At 70.0% G+C, this 15,362-nt stretch carries 15 protein-coding genes and 1 tRNA gene; 6 read left to right on the top strand and 10 right to left on the bottom strand.

The window, feature by feature from the left end; genetic code table 11:
- Positions 1-703: 703 nt before the first annotated feature.
- Positions 704-3,541: a pyruvate dehydrogenase (acetyl-transferring), homodimeric type gene (gene aceE, locus MXD95_RS26280; RefSeq protein WP_308301588.1), complete on the bottom strand. Its 2,838-nt coding sequence runs from the start codon at positions 3,539-3,541 to the stop codon at positions 704-706.
- A 449-nt stretch (positions 3,542-3,990) separates the two neighbouring features.
- On the opposite strand from aceE, the gene MXD95_RS26275 reads away from it, so the two are divergent.
- Positions 3,991-4,380 (top strand): YjbQ family protein, encoded by a 390-nt coding sequence (locus tag MXD95_RS26275; RefSeq protein ID WP_374122150.1) that lies wholly within the window; start codon positions 3,991-3,993, stop codon positions 4,378-4,380.
- Between the two features lie 338 nt (positions 4,381-4,718).
- The gene (locus MXD95_RS26270) at positions 4,719-5,156 is read left to right on the top strand and encodes a DUF3052 domain-containing protein (protein WP_250643421.1); all 438 of its coding nucleotides are present in this window, start codon (positions 4,719-4,721) and stop codon (positions 5,154-5,156) included.
- Between the two features lie 422 nt (positions 5,157-5,578).
- Here the strand turns inward: MXD95_RS26270 and MXD95_RS26265 are convergent, their stop codons facing one another.
- The gene (locus tag MXD95_RS26265) at positions 5,579-6,322 is read right to left on the bottom strand and encodes a DUF4234 domain-containing protein (RefSeq protein ID WP_250643420.1); all 744 of its coding nucleotides are present in this window, start codon (positions 6,320-6,322) and stop codon (positions 5,579-5,581) included.
- A 509-nt stretch (positions 6,323-6,831) separates the two neighbouring features.
- Between MXD95_RS26265 and MXD95_RS26260 the strand changes: the two genes are divergently transcribed.
- Complete coding sequence (locus tag MXD95_RS26260) at positions 6,832-7,290, top strand: peroxiredoxin (RefSeq protein ID WP_250643419.1); 459 nt, start codon at positions 6,832-6,834, stop codon at positions 7,288-7,290.
- 292 nt (positions 7,291-7,582) lie between these two features.
- Positions 7,583-7,654, top strand: a tRNA-Val gene (locus tag MXD95_RS26255).
- 122 nt (positions 7,655-7,776) lie between these two features.
- On the opposite strand, the gene MXD95_RS26250 is transcribed toward MXD95_RS26255, so the two are convergent.
- The 5 genes from MXD95_RS26250 to MXD95_RS26230 all read right to left on the bottom strand — a co-directional run bounded on the left by MXD95_RS26250 (position 7,777) and on the right by MXD95_RS26230 (position 10,613).
- The gene (locus tag MXD95_RS26250; RefSeq protein WP_250643418.1) at positions 7,777-8,160 is read right to left on the bottom strand and encodes a type II toxin-antitoxin system death-on-curing family toxin; all 384 of its coding nucleotides are present in this window, start codon (positions 8,158-8,160) and stop codon (positions 7,777-7,779) included.
- On the bottom strand, positions 8,157-8,354 hold the full coding sequence (locus tag MXD95_RS26245; protein WP_250643417.1) for a ribbon-helix-helix protein, CopG family: 198 nt from the start codon (positions 8,352-8,354) through the stop codon (positions 8,157-8,159). Before MXD95_RS26245 ends, MXD95_RS26250 begins: the two co-directional genes overlap by 4 nt.
- A gap of 492 nt (positions 8,355-8,846) precedes the next feature.
- Positions 8,847-9,032 (bottom strand): hypothetical protein, encoded by a 186-nt coding sequence (locus MXD95_RS26240; RefSeq protein ID WP_250643416.1) that lies wholly within the window; start codon positions 9,030-9,032, stop codon positions 8,847-8,849.
- Positions 9,033-9,081: 49 nt separating this feature from the next.
- Entirely contained in the window at positions 9,082-10,215 is a 1,134-nt protein-coding gene (locus MXD95_RS26235; protein ID WP_250643415.1) for a DUF1152 domain-containing protein, read from the bottom strand.
- A gap of 176 nt (positions 10,216-10,391) precedes the next feature.
- A complete protein-coding gene (locus MXD95_RS26230) occupies positions 10,392-10,613 on the bottom strand; it encodes a hypothetical protein (protein WP_250643414.1) in 222 nt (73 codons plus the stop codon).
- 86 nt (positions 10,614-10,699) lie between these two features.
- Between MXD95_RS26230 and MXD95_RS26225 the strand changes: the two genes are divergently transcribed.
- Both MXD95_RS26225 and MXD95_RS26220 read left to right on the top strand, forming a co-directional pair.
- Positions 10,700-11,026 carry an FKBP-type peptidyl-prolyl cis-trans isomerase gene (locus MXD95_RS26225; RefSeq protein WP_250643413.1) on the top strand — a complete coding sequence of 109 codons (327 nt, stop codon included), beginning with the start codon at positions 10,700-10,702 and terminating at the stop codon, positions 11,024-11,026.
- 153 nt (positions 11,027-11,179) lie between these two features.
- Positions 11,180-12,571, top strand: coding sequence for a lamin tail domain-containing protein (locus MXD95_RS26220; protein ID WP_250643412.1), 1,392 nt, complete (start codon positions 11,180-11,182; stop codon positions 12,569-12,571).
- Positions 12,572-12,710: 139 nt separating this feature from the next.
- Here the strand turns inward: MXD95_RS26220 and MXD95_RS26215 are convergent, their stop codons facing one another.
- The 3 genes from MXD95_RS26215 to MXD95_RS26205 all read right to left on the bottom strand — a co-directional run bounded on the left by MXD95_RS26215 (position 12,711) and on the right by MXD95_RS26205 (position 14,890).
- Positions 12,711-13,595 (bottom strand): enoyl-CoA hydratase-related protein, encoded by an 885-nt coding sequence (locus MXD95_RS26215; protein ID WP_250643411.1) that lies wholly within the window; start codon positions 13,593-13,595, stop codon positions 12,711-12,713.
- Positions 13,592-14,077 carry a pyridoxamine 5'-phosphate oxidase family protein gene (locus tag MXD95_RS26210; protein ID WP_250643410.1) on the bottom strand — a complete coding sequence of 162 codons (486 nt, stop codon included), beginning with the start codon at positions 14,075-14,077 and terminating at the stop codon, positions 13,592-13,594. The genes MXD95_RS26215 and MXD95_RS26210 overlap by 4 nt, the downstream gene beginning before the upstream one ends.
- A gap of 192 nt (positions 14,078-14,269) precedes the next feature.
- The gene (locus MXD95_RS26205; protein ID WP_250643409.1) at positions 14,270-14,890 is read right to left on the bottom strand and encodes a TetR/AcrR family transcriptional regulator; all 621 of its coding nucleotides are present in this window, start codon (positions 14,888-14,890) and stop codon (positions 14,270-14,272) included.
- Positions 14,891-15,362: the final 472 nt, after the last annotated feature.

The raw sequence follows: 15,362 nt of genomic DNA, 5'->3' as shown, positions 1-15,362 counted from the left end.
ACATCCTTGCGCGCCCTGTCGGCGCGCCGGGGGTTGGTGCCCCGCCGGCCGTACCGGATCTCCGCGTGGTCCGCGACCCCATGAAGACCACGCGCTGTTGTCCGGGGACACCGTAGCGGCGTGTGGTGGCAGACGAGACGAGTGTCACCCGCAGCCGGTGCGCGGCGATGTACTCCGCGTTGCGAATCTCCGGATGCCACCCTCGTGAGACTAGTGTTCGCGGACCGGATGTGGAACTCGTCGTGCCCTTCGGCGGGGCATGACGGTGCTGGTCCGGGGGTGCCCGGGCGAGGGCCAACCGGCATCTCGCAGCCCACGGCGCACATGCGGCCGACCGGGGCCGATGCGGCGTTCATCACCTAGCGCGACGAAGGTGCCAGCCTGCGTCTGACCGCGCTCCCTGCGCCCCGCCCCTCCTACCAGGTGTGTCCGGGCAGATGCTCAACCAGACGGTCGCCCGCCGCACACCTTGCCGGGCAAGGTCCGAGAAAGAATCTCGGTTCGGTCGCTGCTTTGGCGGCCGAGATGCCCGATCGGGGGCTCGCCTCCCCCGGCCGCGCCGGTCCGAACAGGCACCCTCGGCCGGCCGGGGAACGTGGGGGCGGCTGATCGGGGCCGGAAGAACGGGCGGGCCCGCAGCGCTGGGCCGGATGGCCGTCGCCGCGGGCCCGCGGAGGTGCCGGTGCGCGGGGGACCCTCTCGGTCAGCCCGCGTCGGTGCCGACGACGGTGTCGGTCGGGACGGTGCCGGCCGTGACGGTGTCGCGCAGGCCGAAGCGGCGGATGGCGTCCTCGACGGTGCTGGCCTTGACCTCACCGGCGCGAACCAGCGCCTCCAGGGTGGCGACGACGACCGACTCGGCGTCGACCTTGAAGTGGCGGCGCAGGGCGGCCCGGGTGTCGGAGCGGCCATAGCCGTCGGTACCGAGCGAGGTGAACGGCTGGGGTACCCAGCGGGAGATCTGATCGGGGACCGCGCGCATCCAGTCGGAGACGGCGACGACCGGGCCGGGCGCGCCGTCGAGGATGCGGGTGACGTACGGCGCCGGTCCCTCGGCCTCGGGGTTGAGCAGACCCTCCTGCTCGCGCTCGAGCGCCTCTCGGCGCAGCTCGTTCCAGGAGGTCACCGACCACACGTCGGCGGCGACTCCGAAGTCGGCGGCGAGGATCTCCTGCGCGGACAGTGCCCAGTGGATCGAGGTGCCGCTCGCCAGCAGCTGCGCGCGCGGCACCGCACCACTGCCCGCCGCACCGCTGCCGGCCGCACCACTGCCGACACCACCGGCGCCGGCCGGCAGGCCGCCGGGCAGCGACTCGGCCGGGCGGAAGCGGTACATGCCCGCGAGGATCTGGGCCGGATCGACGCCCTCTGGCTCCGCCGGCTGCGGCACCGGCTCGTTGTAGACGGTGAGGTAATAGAAGACGTTCTCGTCGCGCTCGCCGTACATCCGGTCGAGGGCGTCGCGGACGATGTGCGAGACCTCGAAGGCGAACGCCGGGTCGTAGGCCACACAGGCCGGGTTGGTGCTGGCGAGCAGCAGCGAGTGGCCGTCCTGGTGCTGCAGGCCCTCACCGTTGAGCGTGGTGCGCCCGGCGGTGGCACCGAGCAGGAAGCCGCGGCCGAGCTGGTCGCCGAGCGCCCACATCTGGTCACCGGTGCGCTGGAACCCGAACATCGAGTAGAAGACGTAGACCGGGATCATGAACTGCGCGTGCGTCGCGTAGGAGGTCGCCGCGGCGATCACCGAGCCCATGCTGCCGGCCTCGCTGATGCCCTCGTGCAGCATCTGCCCGGACTCGGACTCCTGGTAGCTCAGCAGCAGCTCGCGGTCGACGGCCTCGTAGCGCTGCCCGTGCGGCGAATAGATCTTCGCCGTCGGGAACATCGCGTCCATGCCGAAGGTGCGGGCCTCATCCGGGATGACGGGCACGAACCGGGGGCCGAGGTCCTTGGTCTTCATCAGGTCCTTGAGCAGCCGGACGAAGGCCATCGTGGTGGCCACCGGCTGCTTGCCGGAGCCCCGGCGCAGCTCGTCGAAGATCTTCGCGGGCGGCTTGGGGAGGGGCTTCGCGCGGACGACCCGCTTCGGCATGGACCCGCCGAGCGCGGCCCGGCGCTCCCGCATGTACTGGATCTCCTCCGAGTCCGGGCCAGGGTGGTAGTACGGCGGCAGGTCGCCGGTGAGCGCCGAGTCGGGGATTTCCAGGTAGAGCCGGTCGCGGAACTCCTTGAGCTCCGCCTTGGTCAGTTTCTTCATCTGGTGGGTGGCGTTGCGGGCCTCGAAGTCCTTGCCCAACGTCCAGCCCTTGATGGTGTGCGCGAGAATAACGGTGGGCTGGCCGGTGTGCTCGGTGGCCGCCTTGTACGCCGCGTACAGCTTGCGGTAGTCGTGCCCGCCGCGGGAGAGCTTGGGCAGCGCGTCGTCGGACAGGTCGGCGACCATGCGGCGCAGCCGGGCGTCCGCGCCGAAGAAGTGCTCGCGGATGTACTCGCCGGACGACGTCGTGTACGTCTGGAACTGCCCGTCCGGGGTGGTGTTCATGCGGTTGACCAGGACGCCGTCGGTGTCCTTGGCCAGCAGCGGGTCCCAGTCGCGGCCCCAGACGACCTTGATGACGTTCCAACCGGCACCGCGGAACAGCGATTCCAGCTCCTGCATGATCTTGCCGTTGCCGCGGACCGGACCGTCGAGGCGCTGCAGGTTGCAGTTCACCACGAAAAGAAGGTTGTCGAGCTCCTCGCGGGCCGCGACGCCGAGCGCGCCGATCGACTCCGGCTCGTCCATCTCGCCGTCGCCCAGGAACGCCCAGACCCGGCTGTTCGAGGTGTCCTTGATCTGCCGGTTGAGCAGGTAACGGTTGAACCGCGCCTGGTAGATGGCGTCGATGGGGCCGAGGCCCATCGAGACCGTGGGGAACTCCCAGAAGTCCGGCATGAGCCGTGGGTGCGGGTAGGACGACAGGCCGCCCGACTCACCCTCGCGGCGGAACGCGTCGAGCTGGCGCTCGGAGAGCCGGCCCTCCAGGAAAGCCCGGGCGTAGATGCCGGGGGACGCGTGACCCTGAATGAAGATCTGGTCACCGGAGGCACTTCCGGGGGATGCGGAAAGGTGGTCCTTGCCCCGGAAGAAGTGGTTGAATCCCACTTCGTACAGGCTGGCGCTCGACGCATAGGTGGCGATGTGGCCGCCGACGTTGAACTCCGGCCGGTTCGCGCGGCTGACCATGATGGCCGCGTTCCACCGGATGTACGCCCGGATACGGCGCTCGATGTGCTCGTTGCCCGGGAACCAGGGCTCCCGTTCCGGAGGGATGGTGTTGATGTAGTCGGTGCTGGTCAGGCCGGGGACGCCCACGGCCTTCTCCCGGGCTCGTTCGAGCAGTTTCAGCATGAGGAACCGGGCCCGGCCGCGACCGGACTCCTCGATGACCGCGTCGAGTGACTCGAGCCACTCGCCGGTCTCCGCGGGGTCGATGTCGGGCAGCTGGCTCGGCAGTCCGTCGGTGATGACCGAGAAACTCCGGGTTGTGTCCTGCGCCACGCCTTCTCCTGCTCCTCAAGCCCTCGGGGCCGGCTGCCCCGCGCGAAAAGATCCTCTTCGCGCGACCGTCGGCCCGTGCGTCACGTCTCGTGGTGTCACATCTCGTGCACGCGGATGCGGAGCTCCGCATGATCGATGCATCGCCGCGTCCTGGCTGCTCGTCGTGCCTGGTTCTCGGTAGCTGGTTCTCGTCTGCTTTTCGCTCGACGGCGACCCTCACCGGGCCGATGGCACCCCCGAGGGTGGGACCGCCACCTGCCGATCGGGCCTCCGTCCGGTTCCATCGTGCTCCGTCGTCGGGGCCCCGTCACGTACGCCCTGGTTACTTTCGAGTAGTGAATCGACCGATGGGCGTGGCGTTGTTGACATGTCGTCCGCCCGGCTGCCGCGATCACGGCACTTTCTGCGGCACAATCACCGTGATGGACACGCGGATGAAGACCGCCATGATGGCCGTGCACACCGGGCGCCGGGAGTGTGTGGTGGACCTCACGCCGGAGGCCTCGCGATTTGTCGCCGGTTCCGGTGACGGCCTGCTTTCGGTCTTTGTGCCGCACGCCACCGCCGGGCTCGCGATTCTGGAACTGGGCGCCGGCAGCGACACCGATCTGCTCGCCGCCCTCGCCGAGCTGTTGCCCGCCGACGACCGCTGGCGCCACGCGCACGGCTCGCGCGGCCATGGTCGCTCCCATGTGCTGCCCGCGATCATCCCACCAGCCCTGGTCGTCCCCGTCCTGGCCGGCCAGCCGGCGCTGGGCACCTGGCAGTCCATCGCCCTCGTGGATCTCAACGTGGACAACCCTGACCGTACGGTCCGGCTGTCCTTCCTCCCGGGGTGACCCGGCCGGCCGGCGCTCGCGCCGCCGCGGTCCTGCGCGCGGCCCCACCCCCGGCCGGGCACAGGGGCACGGCGGAGGGCGGGAGCGCGGGTGAAACGCCCGCGCCGGTGGGATGAAGCAGCCCGTTCCCGGGTACTGCCCACACACGATTTCCGCTGGCCACGCCGCCGTCGGTCCACAACCGACGGCGTGGCACTTGCGCAGCCACCGGCAGGTCCGGTGGACTAGGTCGAGACGCGGCACGTGATGGACGCCATCGCGGGGGAGTGTCGATGCTCGAACGGGACGTACCCGCATCCACCGCGGGGCGTCAACACACGAACAGGAGGTAGCGCAGGGTGAGTCCGACCGCGGCGAACGCCGAGGGTCAACGCCGGGCGGAACGGCTGGGAGTATCCGCCGGGACCCAGGTGCAGTCGCTCAACGAGGACGATGACATCGCCCAGGACCTGCTGGACGCGGTGACCAGCGCCAGCGGTACCGAGCTAGTCCCCGAGGACTCCGACGACGTCGTCGACATCGTGCTGCTGTGGTGGCGGGAGGAGGACGGCGATCTGGCGAACGCGCTCATCGATGCGCGCCGGCAGCTCTCCGATGACGGCGTGATCTGGCTACTGACGCCGAAGGCGGGCCGGCCCGGGCATGTCGCACCCAGCGACGTGCTGGACGCCGTGCCCACCGCCGGCCTGGTCCAGACCAGCACGCTCAGCGTCGCGCAGGAGTGGTCCGGCCAGCGCCTGGCCGCGCCGAAATCGCAGCGGGCGCGCCACCGCTGAGGTCGTTGCCTCTCCAGAGGCGGCGCCTTGGCAGGTCGTCACCGCTGAGGGTCGCTGCCTCTGGGAGTCACTGCCTCTGGTGGTCGCTGCCGCTGAGGAGTTGTTGCCTCTGAGGGTCGCTTCCTCTGCGCAGGGCGATCGCGCCGCTGCGCCGAGGTTGGTTCTCGCGTGCTCCGGGCGGCGCTGACGGTCGCGTCGGCGTCGGATGCCTGCCTGGCGGTGCTTCCAGCCGCCGGTAGGCCAGCCGGCGGCGCATCGCGTGCCCGTATGCCCGAAACCGCCTCGCCAACAGCCTGCGCGGACTCCTGGCGTCGGGGGTCCCGTCGCGGGCCCGACCCACTCACCCACAGACGTCCCTCCTGGACATGCCCACGACGTGCCCGCGCGGCGGGCACGTCGTGCCGCGAGGGCCGCGGTCAGGCTCAGCGGTACAGCGGGACCTGCTGGCCCTCGACGGCCCCCGGATACCGCGACCAGAGGCGGTTGAGCTCGATCTGCAGGAACAGGGGCCCGAAACCGATCAGGAACAGCACGAACGCGAGCGCAGGGTTGGTCTCCGGAACGCCCGCGGCATGCTGGGCTGCCCGGGTACGTGCTCCCAGGCGCCACGCCGCGACGAACGGCGGCACGATGACCACCCAGCCAATCAGGAAGGCCAGCAGGGACAGCGTCGGGTTTACCGCAATACGCTGGTCGTACTCGGCCAGCTCCCGGTTCGTCCGGTAGACCCACACGAACGGGTAGACACCGAGGGTGATCAGGGGCAGACCGACCCACACGGCCAGCGGGTTGCGGTGTTTGCCGAGCATCCCCGCGCCGAGGTCCTCCACCGAACCGGAGGGCCCGTGTGGGCCGGGCGTGCCGTAGTCGGGAGTTGCGGGGTACCCTTGCTCGGGCGCAGGTCCGGACAACGACTCGCGGAACGCGTAGATCGGGAAGCCGCCGGTGGAGGTGCCGGGCCCGTCGATCGGGTGCGGTTCCGGTGTCCGGCCGTGGCTCTCGGTCCCGGAATGATATGGGTCACGCTGGTCGGTGAGGCCAGGCTGGTGGGGGCGGTCGGACCAGCCGGGCTGGTCGTGGACGTCGGGTTGGCCATGCGGCTCGGGGAAGCCGTGGGGGGTCGCGCTCTGCTTGGTCAACGTGGTCCTGCCCTCATCGGTGTCCATGCCGGTGGCGTCCGCGGATCGCGCACCGCGCTACGCGCACGTCTGGTCGATTGGTCGATGGCTCCCGCGTCGATCGACCAGACTAGGCCAGTCTGGCCGATGACACCTGAGCACTCGCCGCTTCGATGTCCCCGGAGCGTGAAACCTACCGGCCATCCTGGATGGGGGCTATCCCGTCTCCCCGCTACGGGCCACTCTCGCCGCTGTGGCCACTGCGCCCGCTGCGGGCGGCAGGTCCGCTCGGCTGGCTGCCGCCCGCTGTGGGCCACACCGCTGGGCTCCGGTCGGCTCCGTGACGGCGGGAACTGGCATGCTGGCGGACAGGGACGGCAGCCCGGTCCGGCGCGGGAACGCTCCGCGTTCGCGCGGGATCTCGCCGCCCCCACAGCTGCGGTCATCCGACCGGTGGTGGCGGCTGGCTCGGCCGCGGTGACGTCCTGGATGGACGTCGGCCTGGTCGGCGTCACCGTCACCGTGATCAGCCCCATCGTCGTGGAGAGGAAGCGCCCGTGTCCGTCGAGGTTGGCTCCGTTGCCCCGGACTTCTCGCTGAAGGACCAGAACAACGAGGTCGTCACCCTGTCTGACTTCCGTGGCAAGCGGAACGTTGTCCTGCTGTTCTACCCGCTGACCTTTACCGGCGTCTGCCAGGGCGAGCTGTGCTCCGTGCGGGACGACCTCGGCTCCTTCCAGAACGACAACGTCCAGGTGCTCGCGGTCTCCGTCGACTCGCCGTTCGCCCACAAGGTCTGGGCCGACCAGCAGGGCTACGAGTTCCCGCTGCTGGCCGACTTCTGGCCGCACGGCGCCGTGGCGTCGTCTTTCGGCGTGTTCAACGAGGAGAAGGGGATCTCCCTGCGCGGCACCTTCGTGATCGACAAGGAGGGTGTCGTGCGCTGGAAGGTCGTCAACAACATCCCCGACGCCCGCGACCAGGCCGAGTACCTCAAGGCCCTCGCCGCCCTCTAGACTGGGGGTGCGGGAGCCGGCGTGTGTAGCAAGGGCCTTCTTGGCCCGTGTGCCGCCGACAGGCGAGCACTGGCCGCCGCCGGCTCCCTTTCTTCCGCGTGCTTGTAGATCTTCGATCTTCTGCGGCGGGGGATGATGCTGGCCCGGGGGGGGCGACCCCCCGGACCCCCCGGACCCCGGCGGGGCGTGCCTTTGGCACGGGTGCCACGTTGCGGCCGGCCGGCGGGTACCGGATCCCGGCGGGGTGCGCCTTGCCGTAGGCTTGGCTGGCATGATCTGACTGTCTGCTCCCGGGCGCGTAGCTCAGCGGAAGAGCTCTCGGCTTACAACCGAGCGGTCGCAGGTTCGAACCCTGCCGCGCCCACGCGTTGGCTACGCCTGTTTGCGTCCATCCGCAGTCATATCCGGCGCCTGTCGCCGCTTGGCCGCGGTCCCCAGCTTGGCCGCGGGAAGGGGCGGAGCCTGACGTGGTGGCACGCGGCGTGATCACGATTGACGGGGCCGGGTCGCTCTCTCGAGGATCTTGACGATGTCCTCGACGGAGTCGCAGGCGCCGGATGCGATGGTCATGACGAGGTCGTAGGCGTCGTCGTTGGTCAGCGTCAGACGGCGGCCGTTGAGGCCGTAGAAGGCGATCAGGCCAGCGAGGGCGAGTCGCTTGTTCCCATCGACGAGGGCGTGGTTGCGGGCGAGCGAATGCAGAAGCGCAGCGGCCTTGCCGTCGAGAGCAGGGTAGGCGGCACGCCCGAACACCGTCGCCCGCGGGCGAGCGAGAGCCGATTCGAGTAGGCCGTGGTCCCTGACCGCCGGTTCGGAGCCCATGGCCCGCTCGGCGACGTACAGCAGTTCACGAAGCGTCAGATAGATCATTCGCCGAGCCGTCGGAGCGCCTCGGCGTACCGCGGAAGCTCCTCGTCCAGCACCTGATCCAACAGCTCTGCCCGGCTGTGTGCCTCGACGTACTCCCGGATCGCCTGCCGGGCGATCTCCTGCATCGACCGCCGTTCCAGCTCCGAACGCAGGCGTAGGGCTTCCGCCTCGTCATCCGTCAAACGCAGCGTCATCGCCATGACCATGATGGTATCATCGACGATACCATCGGTGGATGTCGTGAACAACGCGTGCCGGCACAGCACGGTCTGACGCGGGCTGTGCCGGTGGCACACTGTTCGAGGTCCATGGTGCCGCCGAGTGGCGGGCGGCCTGGTCGTCCGACCCCACCGGCGCCACCCGCAAACTCCTCGTCGCCCGGGTCGAGGACTGCCCACGGCCAGGTCTGCTCGGACAGGTCGTCCCCTTCGACCTGTTCGGTATCCCCCAGGACGACGCCCGGGCGGACCTGCTGCGCGCCGCGGATCCGGCGGTTTCCGGCAGGCGAGCGAAACCCGGCACCGCACCCCCGTTCCCCACCACCACGGCCGCGATACCGATGAGACCGGCGTTCCCCGAACCCGGCACCGAGCAGCAGGCGCCGCAACCTCCTCACCATCAAGCGCCGGCGTCGGCGAGCGTCCAGATCGGCACCGTGTTCGCCCCGGGCGGGCAGGCGATCGGGGTCAACTACGGGGCAGGTCTGGCAGCAACGGTTCTCCGGGCCGTTCCAGCTCCTGCGCCACCCCGCGATCCCTCTTGACCCGCTCCTCGGCGATCTCCGCCTGTTCGACCCCGCCCAGCTCATCGCCCGCTGGCACCTCGACGACGTCGCCCCCGACGGGGTCCTGCCGGACGACGCTAGACAGCACCGCCTGGCTTTACGGCCGACTCTGCGACGCCTCCAGCGCCCGCAGGACACTATGGCCTCCGAGGTCTCCCCGAGGTGCCGGACGGAGTCAGGATCTTGGAGGAGGATGGGCGCGTGGACCAGAGCGGAAAGGCATCATGGCCGGGCTGGACCGATAGCAGGATTTCCCTCAGTTCCGATGCCTCGATCCAGGGCGCCTTGATCGCCTCCGCGATTCGTCGACACGTGAGAAAGTCGATGCCCCGGTGGCTTGCGTCATCGACGCACTCCACCGCTCTCACCGCGACCTCGGCGCGACTCAGTTTCCTGCCTCTCGGAGGCAGCATCTTGAGCCTTTGCCGTTCGTAGTCGATCTCAGATGTGCCTCGTGCGCCGCGAACCGCATCCTCGGCCTCGGCCAGGGAGCGTGTCTCGGCGAGAAGCGGGGCCAGAAGGCTTCCCTCGTACACCTGACGGAGATCGGCGACATAGACGTCGGCGCTCTCGTCATTCATGTCGACTGTCTCCCCTGTACCGCGCAACTCGACGGTTCCGCGGTGGCCTGTTGCGGCAGCAGCCAGGAGCGCAGTGGCCTCCGTTGGGTGCCATTCGAGGATCGTGCGCACGGCCTCGGCGTCCCGGCGGCCTAGCGATACCGTTCGTCGTCCACCGAGATCACGAAGCCGGTTCAGGACGGCGGAGGCGGCGAGCTCGCCGTCCAGGCCCGGCCCGGCCACGACCAGCTCTGTGGGCACGCCAACCCCTGAGCATGCGGCGATGACCATCGTGTCGGCGAGCGGGCTCATGAGCTCAGGCTCGTCACCTCGCGCGACCGCGTCTCCGCCGACGTCGACGAGCGTAACCTTGTCGACGTCTTCAAGATCGATGATCTCCCTGAGCTGGTTGTGGATCCCGACCGCTCCCAGGGCCGGGTCAAGGAGGAGGAGGGGCGTCTCGATCAACCCCGCGAGCCGCGGGAGGGTCGTACCGCTGGGCGGGTTGACAGCCGTGGACGACAGGATGCGGGCATTCAGGTCGCCGAACGGCCGAAGTCCGCTGAAGTCCGTAGCTCGCCGCGGCCCGGGCAGCGGATCGACGCGCAGACGCTCCCAGGCGTAGGTGAGGATCGCTACATCGACGTCGGAGTGATGCGCCCGACCGATCATCACGGCGCCCAAGGCGTCGCCGCCACCGCCGGTGGCCACGACCAGACGTCTCATAGACCAACCCTAGATTCCAACTCGGCCTGACCGCCCGCACCCAGGCCGTCCTCGCCGCCGCCCGGGACGCCGTTCTCGGCCCCGTTTACCAATCCCGGGTGGCCACGCGCTGACCATTCCGCAGCCCGCCGTTGGGCTCTACCGCGGAGGGTCTGGTGCGGTCAGCGGGTGGGGGAGAGGCGGTGGGCGAGGCGGTCGCGCAGGGCGGTGAGGGTGGCGATGTGGTCGTTGAGGGTTTCCAGGCGGCGGGCGCCGACGAGCCGGAGCCGAGGTCGGATGCGGAGGAGACGTTCATGGCGGGGACGGTAAGGGGTGACGTAGACGTTAGGGTCAAACGAAGCCGAAGGGCGGGCGGTCCCGCCGAGCCGATACAGGCCGGTCACGGGCCTGCCCGCCGTCGGCGATAGTCCATGAGAGTCCGCGCAGGGCCCACAGGCGGTGGGTCAACCAGAAGAGGTAGGCAGTTCGCATGGGTGTTTCGATCGAGACCCTGTCCCCGGGGGACGGAAAGACCTTCCCGAAGAAGGGCGACACGGTGACGATCCACTATGTCGGCACCTTGCGCAGCGGCAAGGTCTTTGACTCGTCCCGGGACCGGGGAACGCCGTTCACGACCGAGATCGGGGTCGGCCGGGTCATCCAGGGCTGGGACGAGGGCGTGCCCCAGCTTTCGCTTGGTCAGAAGGCCATTCTCACCATCACCTGGGACTACGCCTATGGCGACGCCGGTTTCCCGCCGGTCATCCCGCCGAAGTCCGATCTTCTCTTCGAAGTCGAGCTGCTCGCCATCTCCTAGCTCTTCGGCAGTTCACCTGCGGGTGGTGGTCATCAGTGCTGTTCGTGTTGTTGGCGCCACGTTAAGCCGTTAGTCGTCGGTGTACGGAAGGCTCGCGACGGCAGCGAGTGGGGCTTCCCTCCTGCCTCGGGTCCGTGGACGAGGAGTTCTTCCGTGCGCCGACACTCACGCTGGCATTTACCGCTCACGCTCTTCAGTGCTCTCACCCTGGTGCTGGCCGGCCTGGTCGGGCTCGTGCTGGCCGGGACCGCACAGGCGGCGACAACGGTGCGGATCAACGAGATCGAGTCGAGCGGCGGCAGCCCGGGGGACTGGGTCGAGCTCACGAACATCGGCACTACGGCCGTGGACGTCTCCGGCTGGGTCGTCAAGGACAACGACGACAGCCACGTTTTCACGATCGCGGCCGGCACCTCGCTGGCGCCGGCCGGGCATCTGGTCCTTGATGTCGATCCGGTGTTCGGGCTGGGCAGCTCCGACTCGGTGCGGCTCTATCAGTCCGGCGGCACCACCCTGGTCGACTCCTACACCTGGACGTCGCACGCGTCGACGACCTACGGCCGGTGCCCGGATGGCACCGGGGCGTTCACGACGACCGCCGCGTCCACCCGGGGGGCCACCAATTCCTGCCCGCCGGCAACCTGGCCCGGTGGCAGCTCCGTCGCCGTCGCCGACGCCTCGAACGTGTTCGGCGAAAACCTCAGTGGTCTGTCCTTCGAGAACGCAAGCCAGCTGTGGGCGGTGAAGAACGGTCCCGGCACCCTGTACCGGCTCGTGCCGAGCGGGTCGAACTGGACGCCGGACACGACCGGCGGCTGGACATCCGGAAAGGCCCTGCACTATCCCGGCGGCACCGGTGATCCGGACGCGGAAGGCGTGGTCACCACCTCGGACGGCCTGTTCGTCGCCACCGAGCGCAACAATGACAACGACGGTGTGAGCCGACCGGAGATTCTCCGGTTCGACGGGAGCGCCAGCGGCTCCTCGCTGACCGCGACCGGCGAGTGGAACCTGACCTCTGATCTGCCGGCGGTGGCCGCGAACAGCGGGCTCGAGGGCATCTCGTGGATTCCCGACTCGTATCTGACCGCGCACGGATTCCATGACGACCACACGGGTGGCACCTACAACCCGGCGAACTACGCCGGGCACGGCAGCGGCCTGTACTTCGTCGGCCTGGAGGCGAACGGCACCATCTACGCCTACGCGCTGAACCTCTCGGGCACGTCCTTCACCCGGGTGGCCACGTTCACGAGCGGTTTCTCCGCCGTCATGGATCTGGAGTACGACGCGGGCACCGGGCATCTGTGGGCGGAGTGTGACGACACCTGCTCGGGTCGCACGGCGACTCTCGACCTCAACGCGACCGGCGGTTTCGCAGCCACCGCCGTGTACGCCCGCCCGAGCGGCATGAGCAACTACAACAACGAGGGCTTCGCGATCGCGCCCGCGTCGAGCTGCTCCGGCGGGTCCAGACAGGCCGTCTGGTCCGACGACAGCAACGACGGGGGTCATGCCCTGCGGCGCGGAACCCTGACCTGCTGACATCCAGCCCTGTCGCCCTGTCGCCTGCCGGCCGGGCGATGGGGCGGACGGCACCGTCGTCGGTTGCCACCAAACACGGGGACGGCGGGCCCGGCCGGGCGTGAGGTGAGGACGCGGGTGACTGCCGTTCAGGGATGGCTCAGCGGGCCGTCCAGGTGGGCGGGCGGCGTCCGAAGAACGCGTCGATGCCCTCCCGGACATCGGCGGTGGTGAGCAGATGGGCATGGGTGGCGTCGCTGTGCGCCCAGATCGCCGACTCGTCGGGGCTCACCTCGCGGCGGGCGACGTCAAGCGCGGCCCGCACGGCCAGCGGCGCGTTGGCGTTCACCCGTTCGGCCAGCGCGAGCGCGCCGTCGAGGGCCTCGCCGGGTTCCGTGAGGACGTTGACGAAACCGAGGCGCTCGGCCCGCTCGGCGGGCAGCCCGTCGCCGGTGGCCAGCAGCTCGAAGGCGACGTTGCGGGGCAGGACCCGGGTGATCCGGAAGGCGCCGCCGAAGTCGGGCATGAGCCCCCGCTTGACCTCAGGCAGCCCGAAGCGGGCGTCGCGGGCTGCGACGACCAGGTCGCAGCACAGCACGAGCTCGACGCCGCCCCCGAGGGCGAAGCCCTCGACCGCGGCGATCAGCGGCTTGGTTCGCGTGCGGTGGATGAGGCCGACCAGCCCGCCGCGTTCGGTCGGTTCCCCCGGGCCCATCGCGAGGTCCGCACCGGCGGAGAACATCCTCGGCCCACCGGTCAGGACGCCGCACCAGAGCTCGGGATCGTCCTCGAGCTCGTTCATCGCCTGGTCGATGCCGGCGGTGACGGCGGGGTTGAGCGCGTTGCGCTTGGCCTCGCGGTCGATCCGGATCACCAGAACCCGGCCGCGCCGGCTCGTGACCACGACGTCGGTGCCAGCCCCGGGGCCACTGCCGGCGGCGCCGCCAGCCCCCACACCGCTCTCGGCGCCAACCTTGGTGCCGGCTCCCGTGCCGATGCTGGTTCCTGTGCCGGAGCCGGTGCCGGCAGCAGGTCCGGGCGTCATCGGCCGAGCTTGCGGTGGTCCCACGAGGCCACCTTCTCGGGCGTCAGACGCAGCCAGGCGTGCCGGCCGTCGTGGTACATCGAGCCGTCTGGGCTGGCGGCGTACTTGGCGGCGAACAACCGCTCGGGGGTCGCGAGCTCCGGGGCGTCCTCCTGCCCGGTGCGGGGGGCCGGGCCGACGGCTTCGAACCGGCCGCGCAGCTCCACCCCGTGCAACTCCATGAACTCCCCGCCGCCGTCGACCACGACCGCCGTGCGCGGGTCGCGCCGCAGGTCGGACCAGCGCTGGCTGCGGACGATCGAGTAGAGCCAGAGCGACGTGCCGTCCCAGGCGTACCACAGCGGGCTGATGTGCGGGGCGCCGGACGAGGTCAGCGTCGCGACCCGGCAGACCTGCGACTCGGTCAGCAGGGTGTCGACCTCCTCGGCGGACAGCGCGATCTTCCGGCCGCGGCGCTGCGTCTCGATCAGATCAGGCTTCATCGTCTCTCCCTATCCGAGCCCGGAGGCGGACCGGTACCCGGACCCCTGTCCGGCTCGCGGCTCTATCCGGCGAATCTGGCAGCCGACCGGCTCCGACACCAGCGTTCGCGCGTCCGCGCCGCCTGCTACCAGCGTGACCGTGCCGTGATCGCGACTGGGACCAGCGCGGTTCCGGCCGCCATGGGCTGACCGTCAGGGGGAAGGTCCGTCCGCGGCGCTGGCCTGCGTGCGCAGGGTGCCGGAGATCGCGGTGTACGCCAGCGCGCTCGCGGTCTGCCAGTCGCGGCCGGCGTCGGTGATGACCGCCGCGGTGAAGTGGGAGCTCAGGTGCGCTCCGACCGTGGTGAGCAGCGTGCCGGGAGGGTCACCGGCGTGACCGTGCTCCTGCCACAGGATGGCGGAGATCGCGGCGATCCGGTGCTGCCAGTCGTGTCGGGTGGAGACCTGCAGGGCGGCGAGCTCCGAGGGCAGGTCGGCGCGGGCCGAGAGCTCCCAGTAGCCGGGGCCGATGGCGGCATTCATCCGGTGCGCCGCGGCGCAGGTGGTGCGCAGCCACCGGTCGACGTCGCCGCGGAAGGTCGGCAGCGACTGCAGGTAGTGCGTCATCGCGGCCTGGAAGGCGTGGGCGATGAGCTTCTCGCGGGTGCCGAACAGCCGGAACAGCGTGCGGCGACTGACCCCGGACGCCTCGGCGAGCTGGTCCATCGTCGCGTCGATGCCGTTCTCGATCACATATCGGCGCGCGGCGGTGAGCACGTGGTCGAGCGCGGCTCGCCGCTTCGCCTCCGCGAGCGGCTGGGTGGTCACCGGCATGGTCTCAGGCTAGCCGTTGACACTCTTAAGTGCCATGTATGACGCTGTTGCGTGCAACGCCCGCTGGTCGATGACCGCCCGGTCGAAACCGGAGGACCACCTCGTCTCCTGATCTCGCCACACCTGCCGACCGTCGCCCCGACCCGCCGGTCGGCGCACCATCGCTCGCCATCCACCCGCTGCCCGTCACTCGGCGCACCATCCGCTGACCGGCCGTCCAGAGCCGCCGGGCGGAACACTGTTCCTCGCCGGCCATCGAAACCCACCTCCCACACCTCCGACCTCGTGCCGACCGTCATGAACCAGCCGGTCGGGCCGCCGTGTGCTGTCTGTCGACCAGCCGATCAAATCGGCTTCCCAGCAGCGCCGGGTGGTCGGGCCTGCCTGCCTGCCTGCCTGCCTGCCGACGCCATCTCGGGTTAGGTTTCCGAGGCTTTTCCGGTCGGCCGCGCCCGTTTTCGCGGGAATGTTG

The organism is Frankia sp. AiPa1, from assembly GCF_023243075.1.
In the GTDB taxonomy this organism is placed as follows: Bacteria; Actinomycetota; Actinomycetes; order Frankiales; family Frankiaceae; genus Frankia.
Note: the sequence above shows the minus strand (reverse complement) of the source record. Positions and strands in the feature narration are given on the sequence as shown.

Coding starts and splice junctions, on each gene's coding strand:
- MXD95_RS26275 (WP_374122150.1), top strand. CDS start 3,991: ATGGCCGTGCACACCGGGCGCCGGGAGTGTGTGGTGGACCTCACGCCG.
- MXD95_RS26265 (WP_250643420.1), bottom strand. CDS start 6,322: ATGGACACCGATGAGGGCAGGACCACGTTGACCAAGCAGAGCGCGACC.
- MXD95_RS26250 (WP_250643418.1), bottom strand. CDS start 8,160: ATGATCTATCTGACGCTTCGTGAACTGCTGTACGTCGCCGAGCGGGCC.
- MXD95_RS26245 (WP_250643417.1), bottom strand. CDS start 8,354: ATGACGCTGCGTTTGACGGATGACGAGGCGGAAGCCCTACGCCTGCGT.
- MXD95_RS26225 (WP_250643413.1), top strand. CDS start 10,700: ATGGGTGTTTCGATCGAGACCCTGTCCCCGGGGGACGGAAAGACCTTC.
- MXD95_RS26215 (WP_250643411.1), bottom strand. CDS start 13,595: ATGACGCCCGGACCTGCTGCCGGCACCGGCTCCGGCACAGGAACCAGC.
- MXD95_RS26210 (WP_250643410.1), bottom strand. CDS start 14,077: ATGAAGCCTGATCTGATCGAGACGCAGCGCCGCGGCCGGAAGATCGCG.
- MXD95_RS26205 (WP_250643409.1), bottom strand. CDS start 14,890: ATGCCGGTGACCACCCAGCCGCTCGCGGAGGCGAAGCGGCGAGCCGCG.